Below are 20,203 nucleotides of genomic sequence, written 5' to 3'. Positions count from 1 at the left end.
GTCACTCCTAATCGAGGGTGTAGGGCATGGACTTCGCCGCACGCACGAAATTGCCGACGAGATACTCCGGTTCGCCGACCCGCAGGTTTGGCGCCCGGAAGATCAGCTCCCGGAAGAACGCCTCGAGCTGCATCTTGGCCAGGAAGCTACCCATGCAGAAGTGCGGCCCGCCACCGCCGAAACCGAGGTGGTTGTTCGGCTTTCGCGCAATGTCGAAGGTGTACGGATCGGTGAACACCCGCTCATCGCGGTTGGCTGACGAGTACATCATCATGACCCAATCGCCTTCCTCGATCTGCTGCCCATGCAGCTCGGTGTCCTGGGTCACGGTGCGGCGGAAGGTCATCACCGGCGTCACCCAGCGCACGAACTCCTCCATGGCCGGCTTGATAAGTCCGTCGTAGTCCTGCACCAACAGCTGCCGTTGATCGGGAAACTGCTGCAGTGCAAGCGTCGTCAGGGTCATCGTGTTGCGGGTGGTGTCGTTTCCGGCGACCGACAGCAGCACGAAGAATGCGCCGAGTTCCTCGTCGGTGAGTTTGCGGCCGTCGACCTCGGCCTGCACCAGCTGGGACATCAGGTCGGACGTCGGGTGCGAGCGCCGCATCTCGGCCAGTTCCAGACCCGCCGTCAAGAGACCGACGAGCGAATCGCTGAGCACCTCGCCCGACTCCCGCCCAGCGGCAACGTCTTCGTCGGCCCATGACACCATGCCATCGGCATGGTGCGCGGCCTCGTCGCGCATTTCCTTTGGCAGGCCCATCATCTCGTAGATGGTCCACATCGGCAGCCGCTTGGAGACCTGCTCGACGAAGTCGCCCTCTTTGGTCTGCAGCAGTTCGTCGACGATGGTCTTCGCCTGGTTCTTGATCTGGTCCTGAATCTTGGCGACCTGTCGTGGCGTGAACACCGAACTGATCAGTTTGCGCAGGCTTGAGTGGCTCACCCCATCCATGCCGAGGAAGGACTCGGCCGCCTCCAGCATCTCTTCCGGAACCGCTTCGCTCTGAACCCCTCTGCCAGAGCAGAACAATTCGGGATGCTTGCTCACATAGGCGATGTCCTCGTGCCGAGTCACCACCCAGATTCCCTCGATCTCGGGTGACATCAGCGCCCCCGCCAGCGGCGGGTGCCAGCTCAGCGGCCGCTCGTCCCGCAGTATCTTGAACGACTCCTCGCGCGCCTCGGCGGTGCCCGCCCAAAAGCTCAGCGGTGAGATGCTGACCGGATCGTACGCACGGGCCGCAGCCACTCCGACGGTCATCGTCCTACCTCCGCGTATCGATCCTGCAGTGTGCGTTTGACCAGTTTGCCGGCGGCTGAACGCGGCATGTCGTCGATGAAGTCCACCGTGCGCGGTGCCTTGAAGTGGGCCAGCCGCTCCCGGACGTAGTCGATGATCTCGGCGGCAAGGTATTCCGACGGCGTTTCGCCGTTGCGCAATTGAACGACCGCCTTGACCTCCTGCCCCATCTCGGCATGGGGCACGCCGATCACCGCGACGTCGTGGATCTGCGGGTGCATGGCAAGGATGTTTTCGACCTCTTGTGGATAGATGTTCACACCACCGGAGATGATCATGAAGGCCTTGCGGTCGGTGAGGAAGAGATAGCCGTCCTCGTCGAGGTAGCCGATATCGCCTACCGTGGACCAGTTTTCGTGCCGGGGATGCCGCGACCCCGATGTCTTCTCTGGATCGTTGTGGTAGACGAACACCGGTTCGTCGCGTTCGAAGTAGACGACCCCAGGCTGGCCGGTGGCCAACTCGTTGCCGTCGTCGTCACAGACGTGCACGATGCCTAGCGCCGCCTTGCCGACCGATCCGCGCTTCTGTCGCCACTGGGCGGTGTCGATCAGGGTGACACCGTGACCCTCCGTCGCACCGTAGTACTCGGCAAGGATCGGCCCCCACCAGTCGATCATCGCGTCCTTGACGTCCGGCGGGCAGGGCGCCCCCGCGTGCACCGCCAGGCGTAATGACGAAACGTCGTAGCCCACACGAGTTTCCTCGGGCAACTGCAGCAGGCGGACGAACATGGTGGGTACCATCTGCAGCACCGTGACCCGGTATCGCTGAATCGCCGCGAGCGCGGCCTCAGCGTCAAACCTCTTCATCATCACGACCGTTCCGCCGAGTGCGTGCACGGCAGCACACCACTTCAACGGCGCGGCGTGGTAGACCGGCGCGGGCGAGAGGTAGACGTCGTCGGCGCAGATGCCAAATCCGTGTGACAGCAACGCGGTGAAGTTGTCGCCGGGTTCGTCTACCTGAATCGGGAGCAGCCGCGGCTTTATCCCCTTCGGCCGTCCGGTCGTACCGGAGGAGTACAGAAGCTCCGAGCCACGGGGCTGGTCGATCAAACGCGGGCCCGCCTGAGCCAGCAGGTCGGCGTAGGAGCTGTGTCCCTCGACCTCGCCGTCAAAGGCGTACCAATGAGCCACCTGAGGCACCAGGGCGACGACTTCCTCGCCGAGAGTTGCCACGCCGGCGGAGGTGAAGACCACCTTCGCTCCGCTGTCCTCGACGATGTAGGCCGCCTCGGGCGCCGAGAGATGCCAATTGACGAAGGTCACGTAGAGGCCGGAACGTATTGCTGCCCAATATATTTCGAGAGGTGTTGACCCATTGTCGGACAGGACGGCAATGACGTCACCAACGCCGAGACCCAGCTGACGTAGTGCCGCTGCCACGCGGGCGGAATTCTCATCCAGCTGGCCGTAGGTGACGACCTCACCGGACTCGGCCATGACGATCGCCGGACGCTCGGGCGCGGTGGCGGCGTGAGTTCCTGGATACATTTCTTCGCCTAGGCGATCAGGTCGTCGCGGCCGTCATCCTGGAGCTGTTGTATGTAGTCCCCGTAGAGCCTCTTGCCCAGCGGAGCCAACTTCAACAAACTCGCCACGTTGCCGTCTACCGTGATCTTGCGCTTGGCCATCGCCATCGGCAGGTTGACCTTGCCCTGCCAGTAGGCGTTGCCGGTATCGGCCGTCATCGACATGGTGGCCAAGGGCGTGGGCGAATCTGGGCCGCCCGTGCTGACCGCTTTGTTGGGTAGGTCCACGACGACGAGGGCGTCCGGATCGGTGAAGTCGAAGGCGACGACCAAGCCGGTCTCCACCAACTTCGGGCCGATCTCTGGATCCCTGAAGGCCCGTTCGAAGATTCCGCCGATGTACTTGGTGACCTCGTCAGAGTTGTTGAACCCCATTGCTGCCTCTCCGTTGCGCCACATGCTCAAAACTTATTCCACATTAAAAACTATAGTACGTATGGCCTGTGACACAGTCAACATCCTGATATCACCTACGGCACCCCAGGCAGGCCGGTGGGCGTCGCCTTGGCGGCAGCTCCTCACTGCGCACACTTCTCGACTTTCGAAGAATTCCACGCGGCCGCGGCGACTTGACCAGCCGGCGGCCCGGGCTTGTTGCCGACGGGCCACTCGTTGACCCAGCTCGTTGCGATTGCTAATTTGAATTGGGATTAAGGAGCCAGAGGCAGCGCCCACTAAGAAGCTGCTCCGCGAACACATTCAGGCTCGGGAGTCTCCATCCCGCCGGTAGTTTCGCGCGGCAGTGACGAGTGGCCAGACAGGCGATTCGGCGGGGATTCGGGTGAACCAACGCATCACCGCCCCACCGCATCGTCCGAGGCCGAGCCCACCCACCAGCTCGGTAGGCTCGGCCCCCTCGACACTGCCGGCCTATTACCGGCTCAGGACACTAGCCACTCTTGGCCAACGAAAAAGTCGCCACGATGTCCTCGACGACCAGTTGCGCTGTCTCAGCACACGCGGTCGTGCCACCGTTGGCGTATTCCTTGACCGCGTCGCCGACGTTCCACAGCCCCTCGAACGGAGTGTCACGGGGCAGGTCGAAACCGGCGACGGCGCGCTGCGGCGGCCAGCCGTCACGGGTGATCGCAACGTTGAGGATCCTGGCGCGCTCGTCGAAGCCCTCGATGGTGTCGCGCAGATCCTCCAGCAGCAGTTCGGTCTCGGCCGTCTCGTCGAAGTCACCGACCGACGGCTTGGGCACCGAGGTGCCGACGTAGAGGTGCCAACCCACCGGCGCCATCTCCGGGCAGATATCGGTGAAATTGGCGATGTAGGCCAACCGGCGGGATTTGGCGAAGCTCAGCATGCCCGGCGCCGCAATGAGGCGTTCCTGGCTGGCGAAGTTGACCGAGATCATCGCGGTGGGCCGGTCACCCTTGCGGACCAGTTCGCGATAGTCCCCGGGCACATTGTCAGCTCCGATCAAGCCGACCGTCGCCGCGGGCCCAACGTCACTGACCACGATCGGTGCGGAGATCTCGAAGGCGGCGCCGTCGCGTTCGGCGTGAACTCCGGTGACCTTGGTTCCCTCCACGACGATCTTGGTGACCTGGGTCGACAACCAGACCTCGCCGCCCTTGGCGGTCACTACGTTCGCTAGCGCCCGCCAAATCCCGATGGTGCCCTCGGGGTGGAAGCCGAACCGTTTGAAAGCGCTCTTGCGGGTGAAGTAGGTCAGGAACACCCTGGCCGGCAGATCCTCGGACCCGACGGCGAACACCGAGGCGCACATATTGCGGAAGATGCCATGCACGCCCTCGTTTTTGGTGTACTTCGACACCCACTCCGCGGTGGTCAGCTCGTCTTCGGGGAGGCCGGAATCGGCGCGCGCCGCGCCGATGCCCTTCACGAGCTTGGCGCCTTGGCGGGTCAACTTGCCGAGCAGCAGGCCCCAGCCGCCGCCGGTGACGTCGACATCCTTGCCTGCGATCCGGTACAGGATCGGCGGGCTGGGTTCGCGGATGTCGAATGCGGCTCCGACCTCGTTGCAGGTCTGCTGGGTGATACCACCGACCTCGATGACAATTGCCCCGTTGTTGACCTTGAAGCCGTCGATGTCATCGGTGGATGCGCGCCCTCCGACCTTGTCCAGACGCTCCAGCACCAGGGTGCGGTAGCCCTTATGAGCAAGCCGCGCGGCGGTGAACAATCCACCGGCACCGGCTCCGATCACGATGGCGTCGAACTCTCGTTGTTCGGACACGCTGTTCTCCTCTGCTTTTCGAGTCTTCGATCAGTACGAGCGGGGCAGACCGAGTGAGGTCTGCGCGACGAAGTTGAGCACCATCTCCCGACTCACCGGGGCGGTGCGCATCAGGCGGGTAATGAACCACAGCTCGGAGAGGCCGTACTCGTGCGCCAGGCCGTTGCCGCCGTGAGTCTGGATGGCCTGATCCAGCGCCTGCAGCGACGCTTCCGAAGCGGCGAACTTCGCAATGTTGGCGGCCTCGGCAGCCGACTCCCCCGCATCGAAGAGTTCCGCGCTGCGCATGGTGGCCATCCGGCCGAGTTCCACCGCGATGTGGGCTTCGGCCAACGGGTGGGCGATGCCCTGGTGGGCGCCGATCGGGGTGGACCAGACCTGGCGTTGCTTGGCGTACTCCGCGGCTTTTTCGACGGCGAACCGTCCGACACCGCTGCAGATCGCGCCGACCAGGATGCGCTCGGGATTCAGACCCGAGAACACCTGCTTGAGGCCCTGTCCCGCGGCGCCGATGAGCGCTTCCTCCCCGACCTCCACCTCGTCAAGGAACACCGTGAACTGCTTGTCCGGCGAGACGATGGACGTCTCGATCTCCTGAATGCTCAGACCGGGGCTATTGGTCGGGACCACGAACAGCGACAACGCGCTCTTCTCGGGGGTCGAGTGCTCGGCGTCCTTGGTCACCAGCAGAACCGCCTCGGCCTGATCGATGGCCGAGATGTAGTACTTCGACCCGGAGATCTTCCAGCCGGTGTCGGTGCGCCGGGCAGTGGTGCCGACCCGGTGGCTGTTGGATCCAGCGTCGGGCTCGGTCAGACCGAAGGCCATCTTGCGCGATCCGTCGGCTATGCCGGGCAGCCACTCCTGCTTCATCGCCTCAGAGCCGTGATGGGCCAGGATGCTGCCGCAGATCGCGGGTGAGATCACCCAGATGAGCATCGGCATGCCGTGGGCGGCCAGTTCCTCGACGACGACGACGGCTTCGGCCATACCGCCGCCACCACCGCCGTACTCCTCGGGCAGGTGCACACCCAACAAGCCCGAGGCGCCCAGGTCCTTCCACAGCTCTTCGATCCCTTGGCCACTGCGGCCGCGCTCGAGGAAATACTCTTGCCCGTAACGGGACACGATCCCCGCGACGCTCTCGCGAATTGCCTTGTGTTCCTCGGTGTCCGACACGAGATTCGACACGTTCTACCTTCCTTCGAACTGTGGGGTTTGCTTTGCGATGAAGCTCGCGACAGCGTTGGTGGCGTCTAGGGAGTCACCGGTGGCTTGGATACCTTCGGATTCGGCCAGCAGTTGCTGGGACAGATCGTTGTTCCCGCTGTCCCGCAGCAGCGCCCGCATCCGGGCGAAAGCCCGGGTCGGACCCTGCGCCAGCGATCCGGCCAGCGCCGCCGCGCGTTCGCGCAGCTCCGCCGCCGGCACGATTTCGCTGATCATGCCCCACTCCAGCGCCTGCTCGGCAGTGATCGGGCGGTTCTCCAGGTATGCCCGCGCAGCACGCGCCGGACCGATCAGGCGCGGTAGATGCCATGTTCCACCGCCGTCGCCCGACAGGCCGATCGCCGCGAAGGCGGTGACGAATCTCGTGCCTTCAGCCGCCAGCACGATGTCACCGGCATACACATATCCGATGCCACCGCCGGCCACCGACCCGTGGGCGGCGGTCACGATGGGCGGATCGATGCGGCTCAGGATCCGGAAGGCTTCATGGAACGGGGTCGTCATGCGCGCCAACAGGTTTCCGTAGTCCGCCGGCGGCGTCTCACGGAAGTACGCGATGTCACCACCGACCGTCAACGACGGACCGTTACCGCAAATCAACACGGCCCGGATCGTCGTGTCCGCGGCGATCCGACGGGCGACGACGAGGGTCTCCTGTGCCATCTGCATATCAATCGCATTGCGGGCATCCGGCCGGTTCAGGCACATCGTTGCCACACCGTCGACGACCGAGTAGTCGATGCGCTGCAACGGCGCCTCGTCACCGAGCGCCTCGATCCAGGCCGCGGTGTCGGTGAGCTGACGCAACGAGGTGATGCGCCCGTCGATGTCGAACGCGAGCACATGGGTGAATTCGGCGTCCAGGCTCCGGCCTGACCTGCGGGCCACCCCCCGGTAGTGGCCGGTGACCAGCAGTCCACCATCGGCAAGGACCCGGAACGTGTCCGGCTGCGCCTCGACCTTGAAGTGTTTGCCGATCTTCCACCACAGGTTGCGCTGCATGGCTTCGCGCCCGCGGTGTTCACCACCCATGCCCAGCGGCAACCCTTCGGCGGCATGTCCGACGAAGTCCTCGCTCAGCAGAGCATCGAGCACGTCGCTGTCACCCGCGGCCAACGCGGCATAGAGCGCCTTCGCCGTGGTTATCGCGTCGCCGAGCGTTTCGACCGACATCAGGCCAGATACCTGACGATGGACTCGATCACAGCCGCGGGCTTGTCCACGCCCTCGACTTCGATCGTCGTGGTGAAAGTCGCCTGCGCTCCCCCGTCGAGCTTCACCATGTCGGTGATCGTCGACGTCGCACGCAGCCGCGACCCCACTGGCACCGGAGTGATGAATCGAACCTTGTTGAAGCCGTAATTGATTGCCATCGTGACGTTTTCGACGCGGTACAGCCCGTGCATGAAAAGCGGCAACAGCGACAGTGTGAGCAGACCGTGTGCGATGGTGCGGCCGTAGGGGCCGTCGGCGGCCCGCTGCGGATCCACGTGAATCCACTGGTGATCATCGGTGGCCTGGGCGAACTGGTCGATTCTGGGCTGATCGACGACGAGCCAGTCGGTGGGGCCGAGCTCAGCACCCTCGGCGGCGGTGAACTCGGCGAGGTCGCCGAAGACCGTCACCTCATGGGTTTCCCGTTGCACCGTCACTCGTAGCTCCTCATGTCACACTGGCCGTCCGATCTACTATTTAATGTAGATTAGACTAAACCCCGAACAGTTCAAAGGGCACGACCGAGGTGATTCGTCACATTTTCTACTTGAAATTAGATCTTATATGTGTCCTGGGGCGAGTCATAAGTCAAGGAGCAGAACATGAAGATCGGGATGCCCATCACCTACGCGGGGGACTTCCGCGAGACAATCGTCAACCTGCGCGACTTCGAGTCCGTCGGGCTTGACCGAGTGATGGTGCCCGAGGCCTACGGCTTCGACTCCGTCACCCAGCTCGGGTTCGCCGCCGCGACGACCGAGCGAATCGAGTTGGCCTTCGGCATTCTCCCGATGTTCTCACGCAGCCCCACCAATTTGGCGATGACCGCCGCGGGCCTGGACTACGTCAGCAATGGACGATGCGTCCTGGGGCTCGGGGCGTCCGGCCCGCAGGTGGTCGAGGGCTTCCATGGCATCAAGTACGACGCACCGCTCGGTCGCGCTCGCGAACACGTCGACATCTGCCGGAAGGTCTGGCGGCGGGAAAAGACCGAGTATCACGGGAAGCACTACCACCTCCCGCTCACCGAGGCAGACGGCGGGAGCGGGCTCGGCAAACCACTGCGCATGATGAACCGCCCAGTGCGCGAGCGGATTCCCATGCTGCTCGCTGCGATAGGCCCCAAGAACGTGGCCCTGGCCGCCGAGATCTTCGACGAATGGCAGCCCTTCCTGTTCCATCCCGAACTCTGCGATCTCGCATTCGGAGCCGCGCTCGCGGCAGGTCGCGCCAAACGCGATCCGGAGCTGGGCGACCTCGGCATCGCCGTGCAGACCTTCCTCCTCGTCACGGACGACGCCAGCGCGCAGGCCGAGGCACTGCAGCACGTGCGCAACCACGTCGCGCTGTACGTCGGCGGGATGGGCGCCCGGGGCAAGAACTTCTACAACACGCTGTTCACCCGCTACGGATATGCCGATGAAGCGGAGACCATCCAGACGCTGTACCTGGAGGGAAGGAAGGACGAGGCCGCGGCCGCCGTGCCGGAGGACTTCGTTCGCTCCATAGCCCTCGTCGGCCCGGTCGAACACCTTCAGGCGCGGGTGGCCGCCTACCGGGCCGCGGGGGTGAGCTGCCTCATCGCCGAGCCGATGGCCCAGACGCACGCCGACCGCGTCGACCACGTGGCTGCGCTCAAGGGTCTCGCCAGCTAGTTGCGGCTCCCGACGTCACCCATCACCAGTTCGACGAGCCTGAACTTCTGCACCTTGCCCGTCGGCGTCTTCGGCAGGTCGTCGGCGCTGACGAAGACGACCCGTTTGGGCACCTTGTACTTGGCCAATTTCTCCCGACACAGCGTCGTGACGTCCGCCTCCGTCAATGTGGCGTCGGGGGCGAGAACAATGACAACACAGCCGATCTCACCCCAGCGTTCGTCGGCCAGTCCGATTGCGAAGACCTGGCTGATCGCGTGGTGGCGTGCCAGCAGGTCTTCGATCTCCTTGGGCATCACGAGTTCGCCCCCGCTTTTGTAGAGCTCCTTGGTGCGACCGGTGATGCGGAGGTATCCGTCGGGCCCCACCACTCCAAGGTCACCGGAGTACAACCAATCACCGCGCAACGCCGCCGCCGTCTGCTCGGGCCTGTTCCAGAAGCCTTGCATGACGGTCGGCCCGTTGGACACCAGCTCGCCTACTGCGCCCGCGGGCAGATCCGCACCCGTCGCCGGGTCTACGGCCTTATAGATCACGAGCTGGTCGGTGCCCGGAACCGACGCCGCCCCCGCCATTTTCGGCGGGCCCACCGTCTCGGTGGTGAGGTCCAGCGGGTCCTCGGGCCGGGTCAACGTCATGGCCCCACCACATTCGGTCATGCCGTAACCGGTGACGATCTCATGAACGCCGAAGTCCTCGGCGATCTTCTGCCACAACCACCCCGGTGCGGGAGCGGAACCGCAGAGCAGTGCGGTCAACGAGGACAGATCGTAGGACGAGCGCGATGGACTTTCGACCATGGCCACCGCCATCGTCGGTACGCACAACATGTCGGTCGCCCGGTGTCGCTGGATACTCGCGAAGTAGCCCTCGGCACTGAACGCGGTGAGCGGGATGACGGCACCGCCCACGTACAGCACCGACAGCAGACCTTCCACGTAACCGAACATGTGGTAGCACGGCAGCGAGAACAGGATGCGCCTGCCGTCCTCGAAGGCGCGGGTCAATGCCGATGCGTACGCCGTCCGTAGCGCGGCATCATGCGAGGTGACAACCCCTTTCGGGGTGCCGGTGGTGCCGCTGGTGTAGAGCATGTCGGCCGCATCGTCGGGTGCCACCGCACTCATGCCGATGTCGCTGTGGCCCGCCGCCCCGAGGCCGGCGACGGTGGCCATCGTCCGGGCACCGGGGCGGGCGCGTCCGTCGGTGTCCAACACCACCACGTGTCGCAGTTGGGGAACGGCATCGCCGGCCTCGGCCGGGCGATCGGCGAAACCGGGCTCGTCCCAGCCGGGTGCAAACCCGTCGAGCATGCCCTGATAGTCCAGGCCGGCGAACCCGGTCATCGTCATCAGCACCCGACATCCGGAATCGGCGACGACATAGGCGAGTTCGTGTTGTTTGTAGAGGTAGTTGACCGGCACCGCGATGGCGCCGACCCGCGAGATCGCAAACTTCAACGTCACGAACTCGGGATGATTGGCCATCACCAGGCCCACCCGATCCCCCGGTTCGACGCCAAGCGCGCGCAGACCTGTTGCGAGTCGGCGTGACTGGTGCGCCACGTCATCGTAGGTCAGTGTCGCGGCGTCGGAGATGACCAGCGGCCGGCCTCTGTAGAGTTCGGCGCTCGCGTCTAGCCGACCGTGCAGAGTGGTCGGCTGCCATTCGGGAAAGGCGTCGCGCAGAACCTGCCGCCTGGCGTCGATCGCCGGAGCCATGTCAGATCTCCCGCAGGTCGCCGGCATCGATGGCGTCCCGCAAGGCGAACTTGCGCACCTTGCCCGTCGGGGTGACCGGCAGGGATTCCGCGACGTACCAACGTGCCGGCACCTTGAACGCAGCCAGGCGGGTGGCGACGTGATCGGCGATGTCGAGTTCGTCGGGTATCGCTGCGTCGGCGCGGATGGTGATCACCGCGGCGACGATCTCGCCCCAGCGGTCGTCGGGGATGCCGACGACGGCAACGTCGGCAACCGCGTGATGGGCGGCCACCACCGCTTCGATCTCGGCTGGTGAGATGTTCTCCCCACCTCGGATGATCAGGTCCTTGAGGCGTCCGGTCACCGTGAGGTACCCGCGCTCATCGAGCGTGCCGAGATCACCGGTGTGCACAAAGCCGTCGGCATCCACCGTGCGGGCCGTGGCATCAGGATCGTGCAGGTACTCGAGAAACTGCTGGTAGCCCCGCGCGCAGATCTCGCCCGGCTCGCCGATGGCCACCGTTTCTCCGGACGCCGGATCGACGATCTTGCACTCCACCTGGGGCAGCGGGCGACCTACCGTCGTGAGCTGGTCCCTACGAGAGTCCGAGGGCCTGGTCGCCGACAGCACGGGACCGAGTTCGGTTTGGCCGAACAGGTTAAGCACGGAGGCACCGAATACCTCTTCGGCTTCTTCGATCATCACAGGAGGCACGCTTGACGCACCTCCCATGATCACCGTTAGCGCCGGTGCCGAAACAGACGCGTTGCGTTGCGTTTCCAGCAGCGCACCGAGCATTGCGGGCACGTAGAACAGCACAGATGCCTGCTCGCGGCGCAGCGCATCGAGCACGGGGGCGGGGCGGAACCGTTCGACGAGAACGACCGTCCCGCCGAGCCACAGTGGTCCAAGTGTGGCGACCACACAGCCCGCGGTGTGGAACATCGGCAACGGGTTCAGGCATACCGAACCGTGTTTCACCTCCGACGCTTCCATGGTCAGCTTGGCGACGTTGACCAACGACCGGTGCGTGAGCAGGACGCCCTTCGGGCGACCGGTCGTACCCGAGGTGTACTGCAGCATCACCGGGTCGTCAGCCGAGGTCGGCGCGTCGGCGGCGACGCCTGGGTTTGGCTCGGCAGCCTGCCACCGACCACGCTCCGACAACGAAATCCGCAGCAGCGCCGGCAGTTTTTCCGCGACGCCGGCCGCGACGCCGGCCATGTCGTCGTCTCGATGGGTATCGGCGTGAATCAGAACCGACGCGCCGGAATGCCTCAACGCATACTCAAGTTCCTCGGCTGTCAGAGCCGGGTTGAGCGCTACGAGCACCATGCCGGCCAGCGCAGCGCCATACTGAATGACGCTCCACTCCACCACGTTCGGGGCCCAAAGGGCAACGTAACTGCCCCGGTCCGCGGTCGCCGTCAACGCCGTGGCGACTCGAACCGCCTCGCCGTGGAGTTCCGCATAGGTCAGCCGCGCCGGTGAGCCGTCATGCCGGACCCCGATGAGCGCAGGTTTATCGGCATGGCTTACGGCCCGCTGCGCCAGCACCTGACCAACGGTGAGGTCGATCAGCACCGCGCTGTCGTCCGCCGGCAGGTGTGCGCGCCGGAGGTCGACTCCCTTGGCCGCTGGTGCCACTGTCATTGCATTCTCCTCGCCGAACCGGTGCCGAATCTGGGAGGCATATCGGAATCTCCCGTGAAACATTGCCGAGTAGGCGAACGTGCCACCATACGGCTGACGGTAGCCGTTTCAGCGAGACCCGCCGTGACCCTAGCGCATTTTTCTACTGCATGTTAGATTTTATATGACTGACCACCGTCCGGTGCAGAATGCCCCTGATCTCATAGGGGACCATCGCTCCACCTTCGACACGCGTGTTCGACAGCCGCATAAGGCAGGTGAACTGACGATCAGCGACAGGACAGGGCTCGCGGCTACCTCGGGTGGTCCCATGTTGCGATTCGGAGTCTCAATCGCACGCGACAGCGAGCCCGTGCCCACTGATTTTAATGTTCGATAAATCGTGATCGGTCAATGAGAGGACAGCCTGACCATGACTCTTCCGCACCCGGCAGAGGACCTCGACGTGTTCGCCGCCGCCTACTCCACTGCGTGGACCAAAGATCCCGTCGGTCTGGTCGAATTCTTCGATCCGGCGGGCACCTACTCCGATATGGCCATGGGCACGACCTATACGGGCCGTGACGACATCCAGCGCTTCCACCGGTGGATGCTGAAGTTCGCACCGGACTCGGTCATCGAATTCAGCGCCCCAGCTGCTCGCGACGGGGTGCTATACCTCGAATGGCTCTGGGATGGATCCTTCGAAGGCTCGCTCCGGCTGGCTGACGGGTCGCTCATCCCGTCCAACGGGCAGCGGTTCAGCGTCCCCGGGATCGCCGCCTGCCGGTTCACCGACGACGGCACGCTGACAAGCCATCGGGACTTCTGGGACATCGGCCAGATGATCGCCCAACTGCAGACAGCGCCACAGGCCTGACAAGAGTTGCGAACTCGCACTCCGCCCGACGAACTCGACACACCCCTTGCGCGGCGTCCGAGTCCCCGAAGTCGGAGCCCAGTCGGTTCGGTCAGGCGTTGATCCACTCGACGACCTCGTCGAGAGGCGCCCGCGTGGTCCGGAACTTGGCTGTCGGGTGATCAGTGTCGGGGTAACCGAACGAGATACCGCACACAATGGTGCGATCGCGCGTCAAGCCGAGTTCCGTGCGGAGAACTTCGGGATACATCGCAAGGGCGGCCTGGGCGACGCTGCCGACGCCGTGCGCCGCCGCAGCGAGAAGGAAGTTGCTGACGTAGCCACCGCAGTCGACCGCGCCGTAGGGGCCCAACGCTTCATCGCTGTGGATGATCGCCACATGCGGTGCATCGAAGAACACGAAATTCCTTAGCGTTTGGGCCATCCGGCTCTGATGATCGTCGCGCTCGATACCCAGTGCGTTATAGAGCTGGTACCCGCTTTCCCGGCGTCGGTCGCGATGGACACCACGATATTCCCGAGGAAAGGCAAGGTCGGGCGTCTCGGTGTGACCGCTTGACGCTGCGGCGTACAGCGCGTGGCGGAGCCGCTCAGTTCCCCTACCGCTGGTGATTGCGACCTGCCAAGACTGACTGTTGCACCACGAAGCGGTCAGTTGGGCAGCCGACAGAATCGCCCTGATCGTCTCGTGAGCGACCGGTTCGGGCCGAAATGCGCGACAGCTCGATCGGGCGGCCAACAATTGACCGAGCACGATGGCCGCATCGGGCGGCAGGCCTTCAGACCTGCCGGATTCGGCGATCACATCAGTTTTTGTGGTCAATGTTCTTGCCTCTCTTCGCGTTGGGAGTGCAGGGCGAGGGTGTCAGGCCAGTTCGAGAATGGTGGTTCCCAGCTTGTCTCTCCCGGCCACCAACCGCACTGCCTGCGCGGCGTCGTCGAGGCTGAATCGTCCGGTGACGGGAGGCGCCAAACTGCCCGAGACGAGCATCGCTTCGAGTTTGTCGCGGTTGTGGGCGGCCTCGACCGGTTCGCGGCGCTCGAAATCGGCGATCTCATAACCGATGATGCAAGAACCCTTGAGCAGAACCAGGTTCAGTGGAATGCGTGCCGGAGCGCCGGCGGCGAAACCGACGACGACGAATCTGCCCGCGTAGCCCGTAGCCCGAAGCGCCGGTTCGGAGAACTGGCCACCGACCATGTCCAGCACGACGTCCGCACCGCCGGTGCAGGCGGCTTTCAACGCGTCCTTGAAATCGGGCTCGGTGTACCGGACGGCTTCATCAGCCCCGAGATCACGACAGAAGGCCAACTTCTCCTCTGTGGAAGCGCACGCAATAACCCTGGCGCCCAGAGCCTTCCCCACCAGCACGGCCGCACTGCCGACACCACCAGAGGCACCAAGAACCACCAGGCTCTCACCGCTGCGCAGCCGACCCTTCGAGACGATCGCGTCGTATGCAGTTCGGTACGGCGCACCCGTCAGACAGGCGAGATCAGCACTCAGCCCATCTGGAGTCAGACGAAGCTGGGTCTCACTGAGCACGGCGCGCTCGGCGTATGCCCCGACAAAGGCCATGCCATGCACCCGATCGCCGACACTAAACCGCGAGCACCCCGGCCCGAGTTCGACAACAACTCCGGCAACATTGTTCCCGGGCACGAACGGCCGCGGGACCGGTATCTGATACTGACCCCGGATGACCAAGGTGTCCACGAAATCTACCGACGCCGCGTGAACCTGCACGAGGACCTGACCGGGGCCAGGTGTCGGATCATCAACCTCCGCCACTGTCAGGCTAGTGAGATCCTCGCCCTTGCACAGCAGTGCCCGCATGCCTATCACCCTCATTGCCAGTGTGGCACTCAGTGCCATCCCAATACTAGGTGTCACCATAGCATCCGATGCCGTCCGCAGCTACACTTCATCCATGACGACTCCCCCGGTCGAACCGTTGCAGCAACGCATGCGGGATCGAATGCGTACCGAAGTCGCAGCCACCGCCGTTGACCTGTTCCTTGCCAACGGATTTGACGAGACTACGGTCGACGAGATTTGCGCCAGGGTGGGCTTGTCGCGGCGCAGCTTCTTCCGGTACTTCCGGGGGAAGGAAGACGTCGTGGTCTCCGAGTTCACGGCGGTGGCAGAGCAAGGGTGCCGCGAATTCGTCGCCAGGCCGCCAGACGAGGACGTGTGGACAGCGCTGCGACGAGGTATGGATCCGTTCGTGGCCTGGGTTGACGCGGACCGCCGCCGAGCGATTGCTCTCCTCCGCCTCGTCGAGCAGTCGCCGACCTTGCGGGCAAGCTACCTCGACCGTGTCGATACTTGGCGGGCCAGCTTGGCGGTCGTCCTCAGCGCCAGACTAAGTAACGGCGACGACCCCAACGAGCTTGAGGTTGCCGTCATTGCGGCCGCCTGCATTAGCGCCTACATTGCGGCCTCTCGCCACTGGGCTTCTTCGGCCAATGGCGATTCGCCGTCGACGACATTCGATGAGGCATTCGGAGTACTGGCGCCAAAAGTTCTACCCACCAAGACAAATCGTCATAGCTCACCACGCCGACGGAAGCCCCCGATGGGCCAGTAGCGGACTACCGACCAGACGGTGACCGCCGTCCGTTCGCCGACTTCCGAGGAACTCCAGAAGCGCGTTTCGAATATGTGTTAAATTACGGTCTCTGCGTCACCGTGCGGCGGCATGACCATCGTCGTCGGCCCACCATTTCGCGTTGAGAAGAGGTCGCCATGTCACCGGAGCATGCCGCCGACTACATCGTGGTCGGCGCGGGATCGGCCGGATCGATCATCGCGAGCCGACTGGCGGCAGCGGGTGCGAGCGTGACCCTGGTAGAAGCGGGCGGTACCGATCGACGCCCCGATGTGGCGCTCCCCCTTGGCGTCGCCTCGCTCTATCTGACGGCCAACTGGAGGTACCCCACCGCACCTGAACCAGGCAAAGAGGGGAAAGCCAGCGCCTTCGCCAGCGGGCGGATAATCGGAGGAAGCGGATCTATCAATGCGATGGTCTACGCCCGCGGACGACGAACCGACTACGACGGCTGGTCGCAGGCCGGTGCGTCCGGCTGGTCCTACCGAGACACACTCCCCTATTTCAAGGCACTGGAAAGTTGGGTCGACGGTGCCGATGAGTACCGCGGCGGCTCCGGGCCCATCGCGGTGTCGTGGTGCGGCCATCATCATGAGGTCGACGATGCCTTCATCCAGGCGGCTGTGGACACCGGCCACCGACTCAACCCAGATCCCAACGGCGCCGACCAACTGGGAGTGGCGCGAACCCAGGTCAACCAGCGGCGGGGCTACCGCAGTTCATCAGGCCGGGAATTCCTTCGACGAATCCCTCGCCAGCAGCGCCCACACATCCTGACGCGCACGACCGCGACCCGCGTGATCGTCGAAAACGGGCGGGCCGTCGGCGTTGCGATCGGCGACGAGATCATCAGAGCCCGACAAGAAGTGGTGCTGTGCGCGGGCGCAATCGGCTCTGCCGCGTTGTTGATGAACTCCGGCATCGCTGCCGGTGGCAGCGTCGCCCACCTGCCAGGCGTCGGCGAGAACTTCCACGACCACCTGGTCGTCACCCAGTGCTGGGCCTCGAAGGTCCCGACCATCAACAGCATGGGCCCGATCGGCGCCGCCCGAGCGCTTCGCGAATTCCTCACCCAAGGTGCGGGTCCCATGACCACGACTCCTTTCGAAGCCCAGATCTTCACCGAGGACTTCCAGATCGCGATTACCCCGATCCGATACGAGCTCAATCCCGTGACCGGTCGTGCTGTGGTGAGACGCACCAGCGCCTTCACGGCCTATACCGTGCTGATGCATCCCGAAGGCCGAGGGCGGGTCCGCGTCCGGGACGGCAAACCGTATATCGACTTCGACCGGTTGGGCAGGCCCGACGATGTACGAAAGCTGTTGGCGGGCGCCGAACTGACCCGCGATCTCATTCAGTCGCAGCCGGCCATGCGCGGGGTGGCCGGCGCCAATCTGACCCCGATCGAAGACGATGCGCGTCGTTGGCTATCGACAGCCGAGAGCAGCATTTACCACGCCGTCGGAACATGCCGCATGGGTACCGACGACGGCTCGGTCGTCGGTCCGGACCTGCGCGTTCATGGCATCGACGGCCTGCGGGTCGCCGATGCCTCGGTGATACCGGCCATCACCTCAGGCAACACCAACGCCCCCACCATGATGATCGCCCTGCGCGCAGTCGATTTCATCCTCGGCGCCGCATCTGTGAGCTGACCGACTCGCCTAGCGGCCGAGTTCGCGCCCCACGATCGACACGAACGACACGCAACCACCCGGACGGCCGCCGAGATTATGGGTCAGTGCCGTGTGCGGATCGGACAGCTGGCGCTCCCCCGCCCCACCGCGGAACTGCAACCATGCTTCGTAGAGCATGCGGAGACCGCTGGCACCGACCGGGTGGCCGAAGGACTTCAATCCGCCGTCGGGATTGATCGGCAGGCGTCCGTCGGCGTCGAACTCACCGCCGAGCACGTCCTTCCACCCTTGGCCGGTCTCGGAGAACCCGAGATCTTCCATCAGGACGATCTCGGTCGGGGTGAAACAGTCATGGACCTCGGCCATCGACAGCTGGCTACGTGGATCGCTGATTCCGGCCTGGTTGTAGGCATCTCGTGCGGCCTTGACCACTTCGGGAAAAGTCGTGTAGTCGAACGCCGAGTCGAACGAACCCTGTGTGGAACCGGCCACCAGGGACAGTCCTTTGACGTACATCGGCGTATCGGTGTACTCCAACGCACGCTCTGCGGGAACGATGAGCGCGCACGCGGCACCATCAGAGACACCCGAGCAATCGAAGACGCCGAGACGGCCCGCGACCTTGACGGCCTTCTCGATGGTCTCCGGCGCCACCGGTGAGCGGAACTGTGCCTTGGGGTTTCGTGACCCGTTGTCGTGGTTCTTCCAGGCCACGTGCGTCATGGCCGCCCGCATCTCGTCGGGATGCACACCGTGCTTGGCACAGTAGGCCGGATCCAGCAGCGAGAATGCCGCGGGAGCCGTCATCGACAACTCCGGCGAGGTGCCGTCGCCGGGCGGGTCGCTGCGCATCAGGCCGGAGAACCCAGAGTCCTTGAGCTTTTCCACGCCTACCGCCATGACCACGTCGTAGGCGCCCGACGCCACCCCGTAGCACGCGTTGCGAAACGCCTCGGAGCCGGTGGCACAGTAGTTCTCGACCCGTGTGACGGGTTTGTCGTCGGTGGAGATCGCCCGGCTGAGCGTGAGACCCGATTGGCCGGAACCCAGCGTGCCCAGCCAGTAGGCGTCGATATCGCTCTTGGCGATATTCGGCGTCGACTCGATGCACTCACCGAACGCCTCGAGGATCAAGTCCTCGGTGGAGCTGTCCCAGCGCTCACCGAAACGGGTGCAGCCCATCCCGACGACGGCGACCTTGTCGGTGATCCCACGGCTAGCCATCGTTCCCCGATTCTTCGTCGTCCAACAGGTGTGACTTCCAGAAGTAGTCATGCACGCCGCCCGCGGTGAACAGCCGCCGGAAGGTGAAGGCCACCCTGGCGCCGACGCGCAGCTGTGCCGGCTCGGCGTCGGTGACCTCGATGGTGCAGCGTCCACCGCCGTCGACGTCGACCACAGCCTGAATCATCGGCGGCGACGGTGAATAGGCAAGATGATCGACCGTATGGGTGACGATGCTGCCCTGCAGCGCCGAGACCGGAGCGGGGTCCATCTCATCGAGTGCACCGCAACTCCGGCATACCCGGATGGGCGGCAGATGCACGAACCCACACTGGCGGCACCGCGTCCCGGCGAAGCCGAACTTCCACTGCTGCGCCCGGGCGGCGGGCGGTGCCGCCGGGCGATCGGGCTCCGGCCGGCGGGGCGGTTCGAGTTCGACCAGCCCGTGCCAGGACAGGTAGGTCAGGTGCGGCACCGCGATGCCGCCGGCGCGTTGCGCGCTGACCGGAGTCGCCTGTCGGGCAGACGGCAGCGACGCGGTGGCGCGCAGCAGCAGCGCGTCGCAGCCGTCGTACGCGTTGATCACCAGGATCGTCTCACCCGGCTCGGCGACATCGAGAGCCGCGCACAGCGCGATCGCGGCATCGGAGGCGCCGGAGAACCCGACCGGTGAGGTGTGGGTCGCCTTGGCCGCCTTGACCAGAGTCGAGATCCGCTTGGTGATCGCACTGTTGGGGCAGGCGACGGCGACGTGATCCACCTCGGCGAGACCGGAGTCGGCGAGAATCTTGTCGACCGTCGCACGGATCAGCCCCGCGTAGCGCTCCGCACCGAAGCGCTCCTCCCACTGCTCGCCGGTGACAGATCGCGGGGAGCGCCACCGATCGAGGAACTCCGCCGTCAGCGAGCTGCTCGCCACGATCTCGGCGATCGCCGGACCGTCACCGAACAGCAGGGCAGCCGCGCCGTCACCCCCGAGACGCTCATCCGCCGAGCCCGGCCGGCCCACCCTGACGTCGGCGCTGACCGCCAGACCTCCGGTCGAGGCTGCCGATCGCCACGCCGCCACGGTGCTGCGCCCGGTGCCACACAGATCAGTGGCGAAGACGGTTTCGGGCAACCCCAGCGCGGCATGGATAGCCACGGCGTTGGTCTTGTCGGCGTACGCCGGACTGCTGGTGGCGAAGTACAGATTGGCCGGCGCCGACTGTCCATGCAACACCCTGGCACCGGCGGCGACCGCCATGGTGGTGCTGTCCTCGTCATAGGACGCGACGACGCGGTCGCCGCGCCGCAGGCCGATATCACCGCCGGCCACCCGGCGACTCGGCAGGTAGGAGGCGTAGGCCAGCAATCCCGTGGTCACCA

At 64.7% G+C, this 20,203-nt stretch carries 17 protein-coding genes; 4 read left to right on the top strand and 13 right to left on the bottom strand.

All coding sequences use genetic code 11. The features are described from left to right. Positions 1–7 precede the first annotated feature (7 nt). From OG976_RS21185 to OG976_RS21155, 7 genes are all read right to left on the bottom strand, one after another. Positions 8–1,264, bottom strand: a complete 1,257-nt coding sequence (locus tag OG976_RS21185; RefSeq protein WP_328353151.1) for a cytochrome P450 — start codon at positions 1,262–1,264, stop codon at positions 8–10. Then, positions 1,261–2,799 (bottom strand): acyl-CoA synthetase, encoded by a 1,539-nt coding sequence (locus tag OG976_RS21180; protein ID WP_328353148.1) that lies wholly within the window; start codon positions 2,797–2,799, stop codon positions 1,261–1,263. Before OG976_RS21180 ends, OG976_RS21185 begins: the two co-directional genes overlap by 4 nt. A gap of 8 nt (positions 2,800–2,807) precedes the next feature. Continuing rightward, positions 2,808–3,212, bottom strand: a complete 405-nt coding sequence (locus OG976_RS21175) for an SCP2 sterol-binding domain-containing protein (RefSeq protein ID WP_328363853.1) — start codon at positions 3,210–3,212, stop codon at positions 2,808–2,810. A gap of 514 nt (positions 3,213–3,726) precedes the next feature. Beyond that, entirely contained in the window at positions 3,727–5,043 is a 1,317-nt protein-coding gene (locus OG976_RS21170) for a phytoene desaturase family protein (RefSeq protein WP_328353145.1), read from the bottom strand. 30 nt (positions 5,044–5,073) lie between these two features. Further along, positions 5,074–6,234, bottom strand: coding sequence for an acyl-CoA dehydrogenase family protein (locus OG976_RS21165; RefSeq protein ID WP_328353141.1), 1,161 nt, complete (start codon positions 6,232–6,234; stop codon positions 5,074–5,076). 3 nt (positions 6,235–6,237) lie between these two features. Next, complete coding sequence (locus OG976_RS21160; RefSeq protein ID WP_328353138.1) at positions 6,238–7,446, bottom strand: enoyl-CoA hydratase-related protein; 1,209 nt, start codon at positions 7,444–7,446, stop codon at positions 6,238–6,240. Then, positions 7,446–7,898, bottom strand: coding sequence for a MaoC family dehydratase (locus tag OG976_RS21155; RefSeq protein ID WP_328363850.1), 453 nt, complete (start codon positions 7,896–7,898; stop codon positions 7,446–7,448). Before OG976_RS21155 ends, OG976_RS21160 begins: the two co-directional genes overlap by 1 nt. A 192-nt stretch (positions 7,899–8,090) precedes the next feature. On the opposite strand from OG976_RS21155, the gene OG976_RS21150 reads away from it, so the two are divergent. Further along, complete coding sequence (locus tag OG976_RS21150; RefSeq protein ID WP_328353136.1) at positions 8,091–9,143, top strand: LLM class F420-dependent oxidoreductase; 1,053 nt, start codon at positions 8,091–8,093, stop codon at positions 9,141–9,143. Here the strand turns inward: OG976_RS21150 and OG976_RS21145 are convergent. Both OG976_RS21145 and OG976_RS21140 read right to left on the bottom strand, forming a co-directional pair. Continuing rightward, positions 9,140–10,864, bottom strand: a complete 1,725-nt coding sequence (locus OG976_RS21145) for a class I adenylate-forming enzyme family protein (protein ID WP_328353133.1) — start codon at positions 10,862–10,864, stop codon at positions 9,140–9,142. The genes OG976_RS21150 and OG976_RS21145 overlap by 4 nt on opposite strands. Before the next feature lies 1 nt (position 10,865). Beyond that, on the bottom strand, positions 10,866–12,500 hold the full coding sequence (locus OG976_RS21140) for a class I adenylate-forming enzyme family protein (protein ID WP_328353130.1): 1,635 nt from the start codon (positions 12,498–12,500) through the stop codon (positions 10,866–10,868). Positions 12,501–12,912: 412 nt separating this feature from the next. On the opposite strand from OG976_RS21140, the gene OG976_RS21135 reads away from it, so the two are divergent. Further along, positions 12,913–13,359, top strand: coding sequence for a nuclear transport factor 2 family protein (locus tag OG976_RS21135; protein WP_328353127.1), 447 nt, complete (start codon positions 12,913–12,915; stop codon positions 13,357–13,359). A gap of 91 nt (positions 13,360–13,450) precedes the next feature. Here the strand turns inward: OG976_RS21135 and OG976_RS21130 are convergent, their stop codons facing one another. Beyond that, positions 13,451–14,164: a nitroreductase gene (locus OG976_RS21130; protein ID WP_442930368.1), complete on the bottom strand. Its 714-nt coding sequence runs from the start codon at positions 14,162–14,164 to the stop codon at positions 13,451–13,453. A gap of 60 nt (positions 14,165–14,224) precedes the next feature. Further along, positions 14,225–15,196 (bottom strand): NADPH:quinone oxidoreductase family protein, encoded by a 972-nt coding sequence (locus tag OG976_RS21125; protein WP_328353124.1) that lies wholly within the window; start codon positions 15,194–15,196, stop codon positions 14,225–14,227. Between the two features lie 94 nt (positions 15,197–15,290). Between OG976_RS21125 and OG976_RS21120 the strand changes: the two genes are divergently transcribed. Further along, positions 15,291–15,950 carry an acyl-CoA-like ligand-binding transcription factor gene (locus tag OG976_RS21120; protein WP_328353122.1) on the top strand — a complete coding sequence of 220 codons (660 nt, stop codon included), beginning with the start codon at positions 15,291–15,293 and terminating at the stop codon, positions 15,948–15,950. A gap of 158 nt (positions 15,951–16,108) precedes the next feature. Beyond that, complete coding sequence (locus tag OG976_RS21115) at positions 16,109–17,629, top strand: GMC family oxidoreductase (protein ID WP_328353119.1); 1,521 nt, start codon at positions 16,109–16,111, stop codon at positions 17,627–17,629. Between the two features lie 9 nt (positions 17,630–17,638). Here OG976_RS21115 and OG976_RS21110 read toward each other — a convergent pair whose 3' ends face one another. Both OG976_RS21110 and OG976_RS21105 read right to left on the bottom strand, forming a co-directional pair. Beyond that, entirely contained in the window at positions 17,639–18,835 is a 1,197-nt protein-coding gene (locus OG976_RS21110; RefSeq protein WP_328353116.1) for an acetyl-CoA acetyltransferase, read from the bottom strand. Continuing rightward, positions 18,828–20,201 (bottom strand): OB-fold domain-containing protein, encoded by a 1,374-nt coding sequence (locus OG976_RS21105; protein ID WP_328363844.1) that lies wholly within the window; start codon positions 20,199–20,201, stop codon positions 18,828–18,830. The genes OG976_RS21110 and OG976_RS21105 overlap by 8 nt, the downstream gene beginning before the upstream one ends. Positions 20,202–20,203 lie beyond the last annotated feature (2 nt).

The sequence above is a fragment of the Mycobacterium sp. NBC_00419 genome, from assembly GCF_036023875.1.
In the GTDB taxonomy this organism is placed as follows: Bacteria; Actinomycetota; Actinomycetes; order Mycobacteriales; family Mycobacteriaceae; genus Mycobacterium.
This window is presented reverse-complemented; position numbering and strand designations above follow the sequence as displayed.

Excerpts from the sequence above, each read along its gene's own strand:
- OG976_RS21185 (WP_328353151.1), bottom strand. The coding sequence starts at position 1,264 with ATGACCGTCGGAGTGGCTGCGGCCCGTGCGTACGATCCGGTCAGCATC.
- OG976_RS21180 (WP_328353148.1), bottom strand. The coding sequence starts at position 2,799 with ATGTATCCAGGAACTCACGCCGCCACCGCGCCCGAGCGTCCGGCGATC.
- OG976_RS21175 (WP_328363853.1), bottom strand. The coding sequence starts at position 3,212 with ATGGGGTTCAACAACTCTGACGAGGTCACCAAGTACATCGGCGGAATC.
- OG976_RS21160 (WP_328353138.1), bottom strand. The coding sequence starts at position 7,446 with ATGTCGGTCGAAACGCTCGGCGACGCGATAACCACGGCGAAGGCGCTC.
- OG976_RS21150 (WP_328353136.1), top strand. The coding sequence starts at position 8,091 with ATGAAGATCGGGATGCCCATCACCTACGCGGGGGACTTCCGCGAGACA.
- OG976_RS21145 (WP_328353133.1), bottom strand. The coding sequence starts at position 10,864 with ATGGCTCCGGCGATCGACGCCAGGCGGCAGGTTCTGCGCGACGCCTTT.
- OG976_RS21140 (WP_328353130.1), bottom strand. The coding sequence starts at position 12,500 with ATGACAGTGGCACCAGCGGCCAAGGGAGTCGACCTCCGGCGCGCACAC.
- OG976_RS21135 (WP_328353127.1), top strand. The coding sequence starts at position 12,913 with ATGACTCTTCCGCACCCGGCAGAGGACCTCGACGTGTTCGCCGCCGCC.
- OG976_RS21125 (WP_328353124.1), bottom strand. The coding sequence starts at position 15,196 with ATGCGGGCACTGCTGTGCAAGGGCGAGGATCTCACTAGCCTGACAGTG.
- OG976_RS21120 (WP_328353122.1), top strand. The coding sequence starts at position 15,291 with ATGACGACTCCCCCGGTCGAACCGTTGCAGCAACGCATGCGGGATCGA.
- OG976_RS21115 (WP_328353119.1), top strand. The coding sequence starts at position 16,109 with ATGTCACCGGAGCATGCCGCCGACTACATCGTGGTCGGCGCGGGATCG.
- OG976_RS21110 (WP_328353116.1), bottom strand. The coding sequence starts at position 18,835 with ATGGCTAGCCGTGGGATCACCGACAAGGTCGCCGTCGTCGGGATGGGC.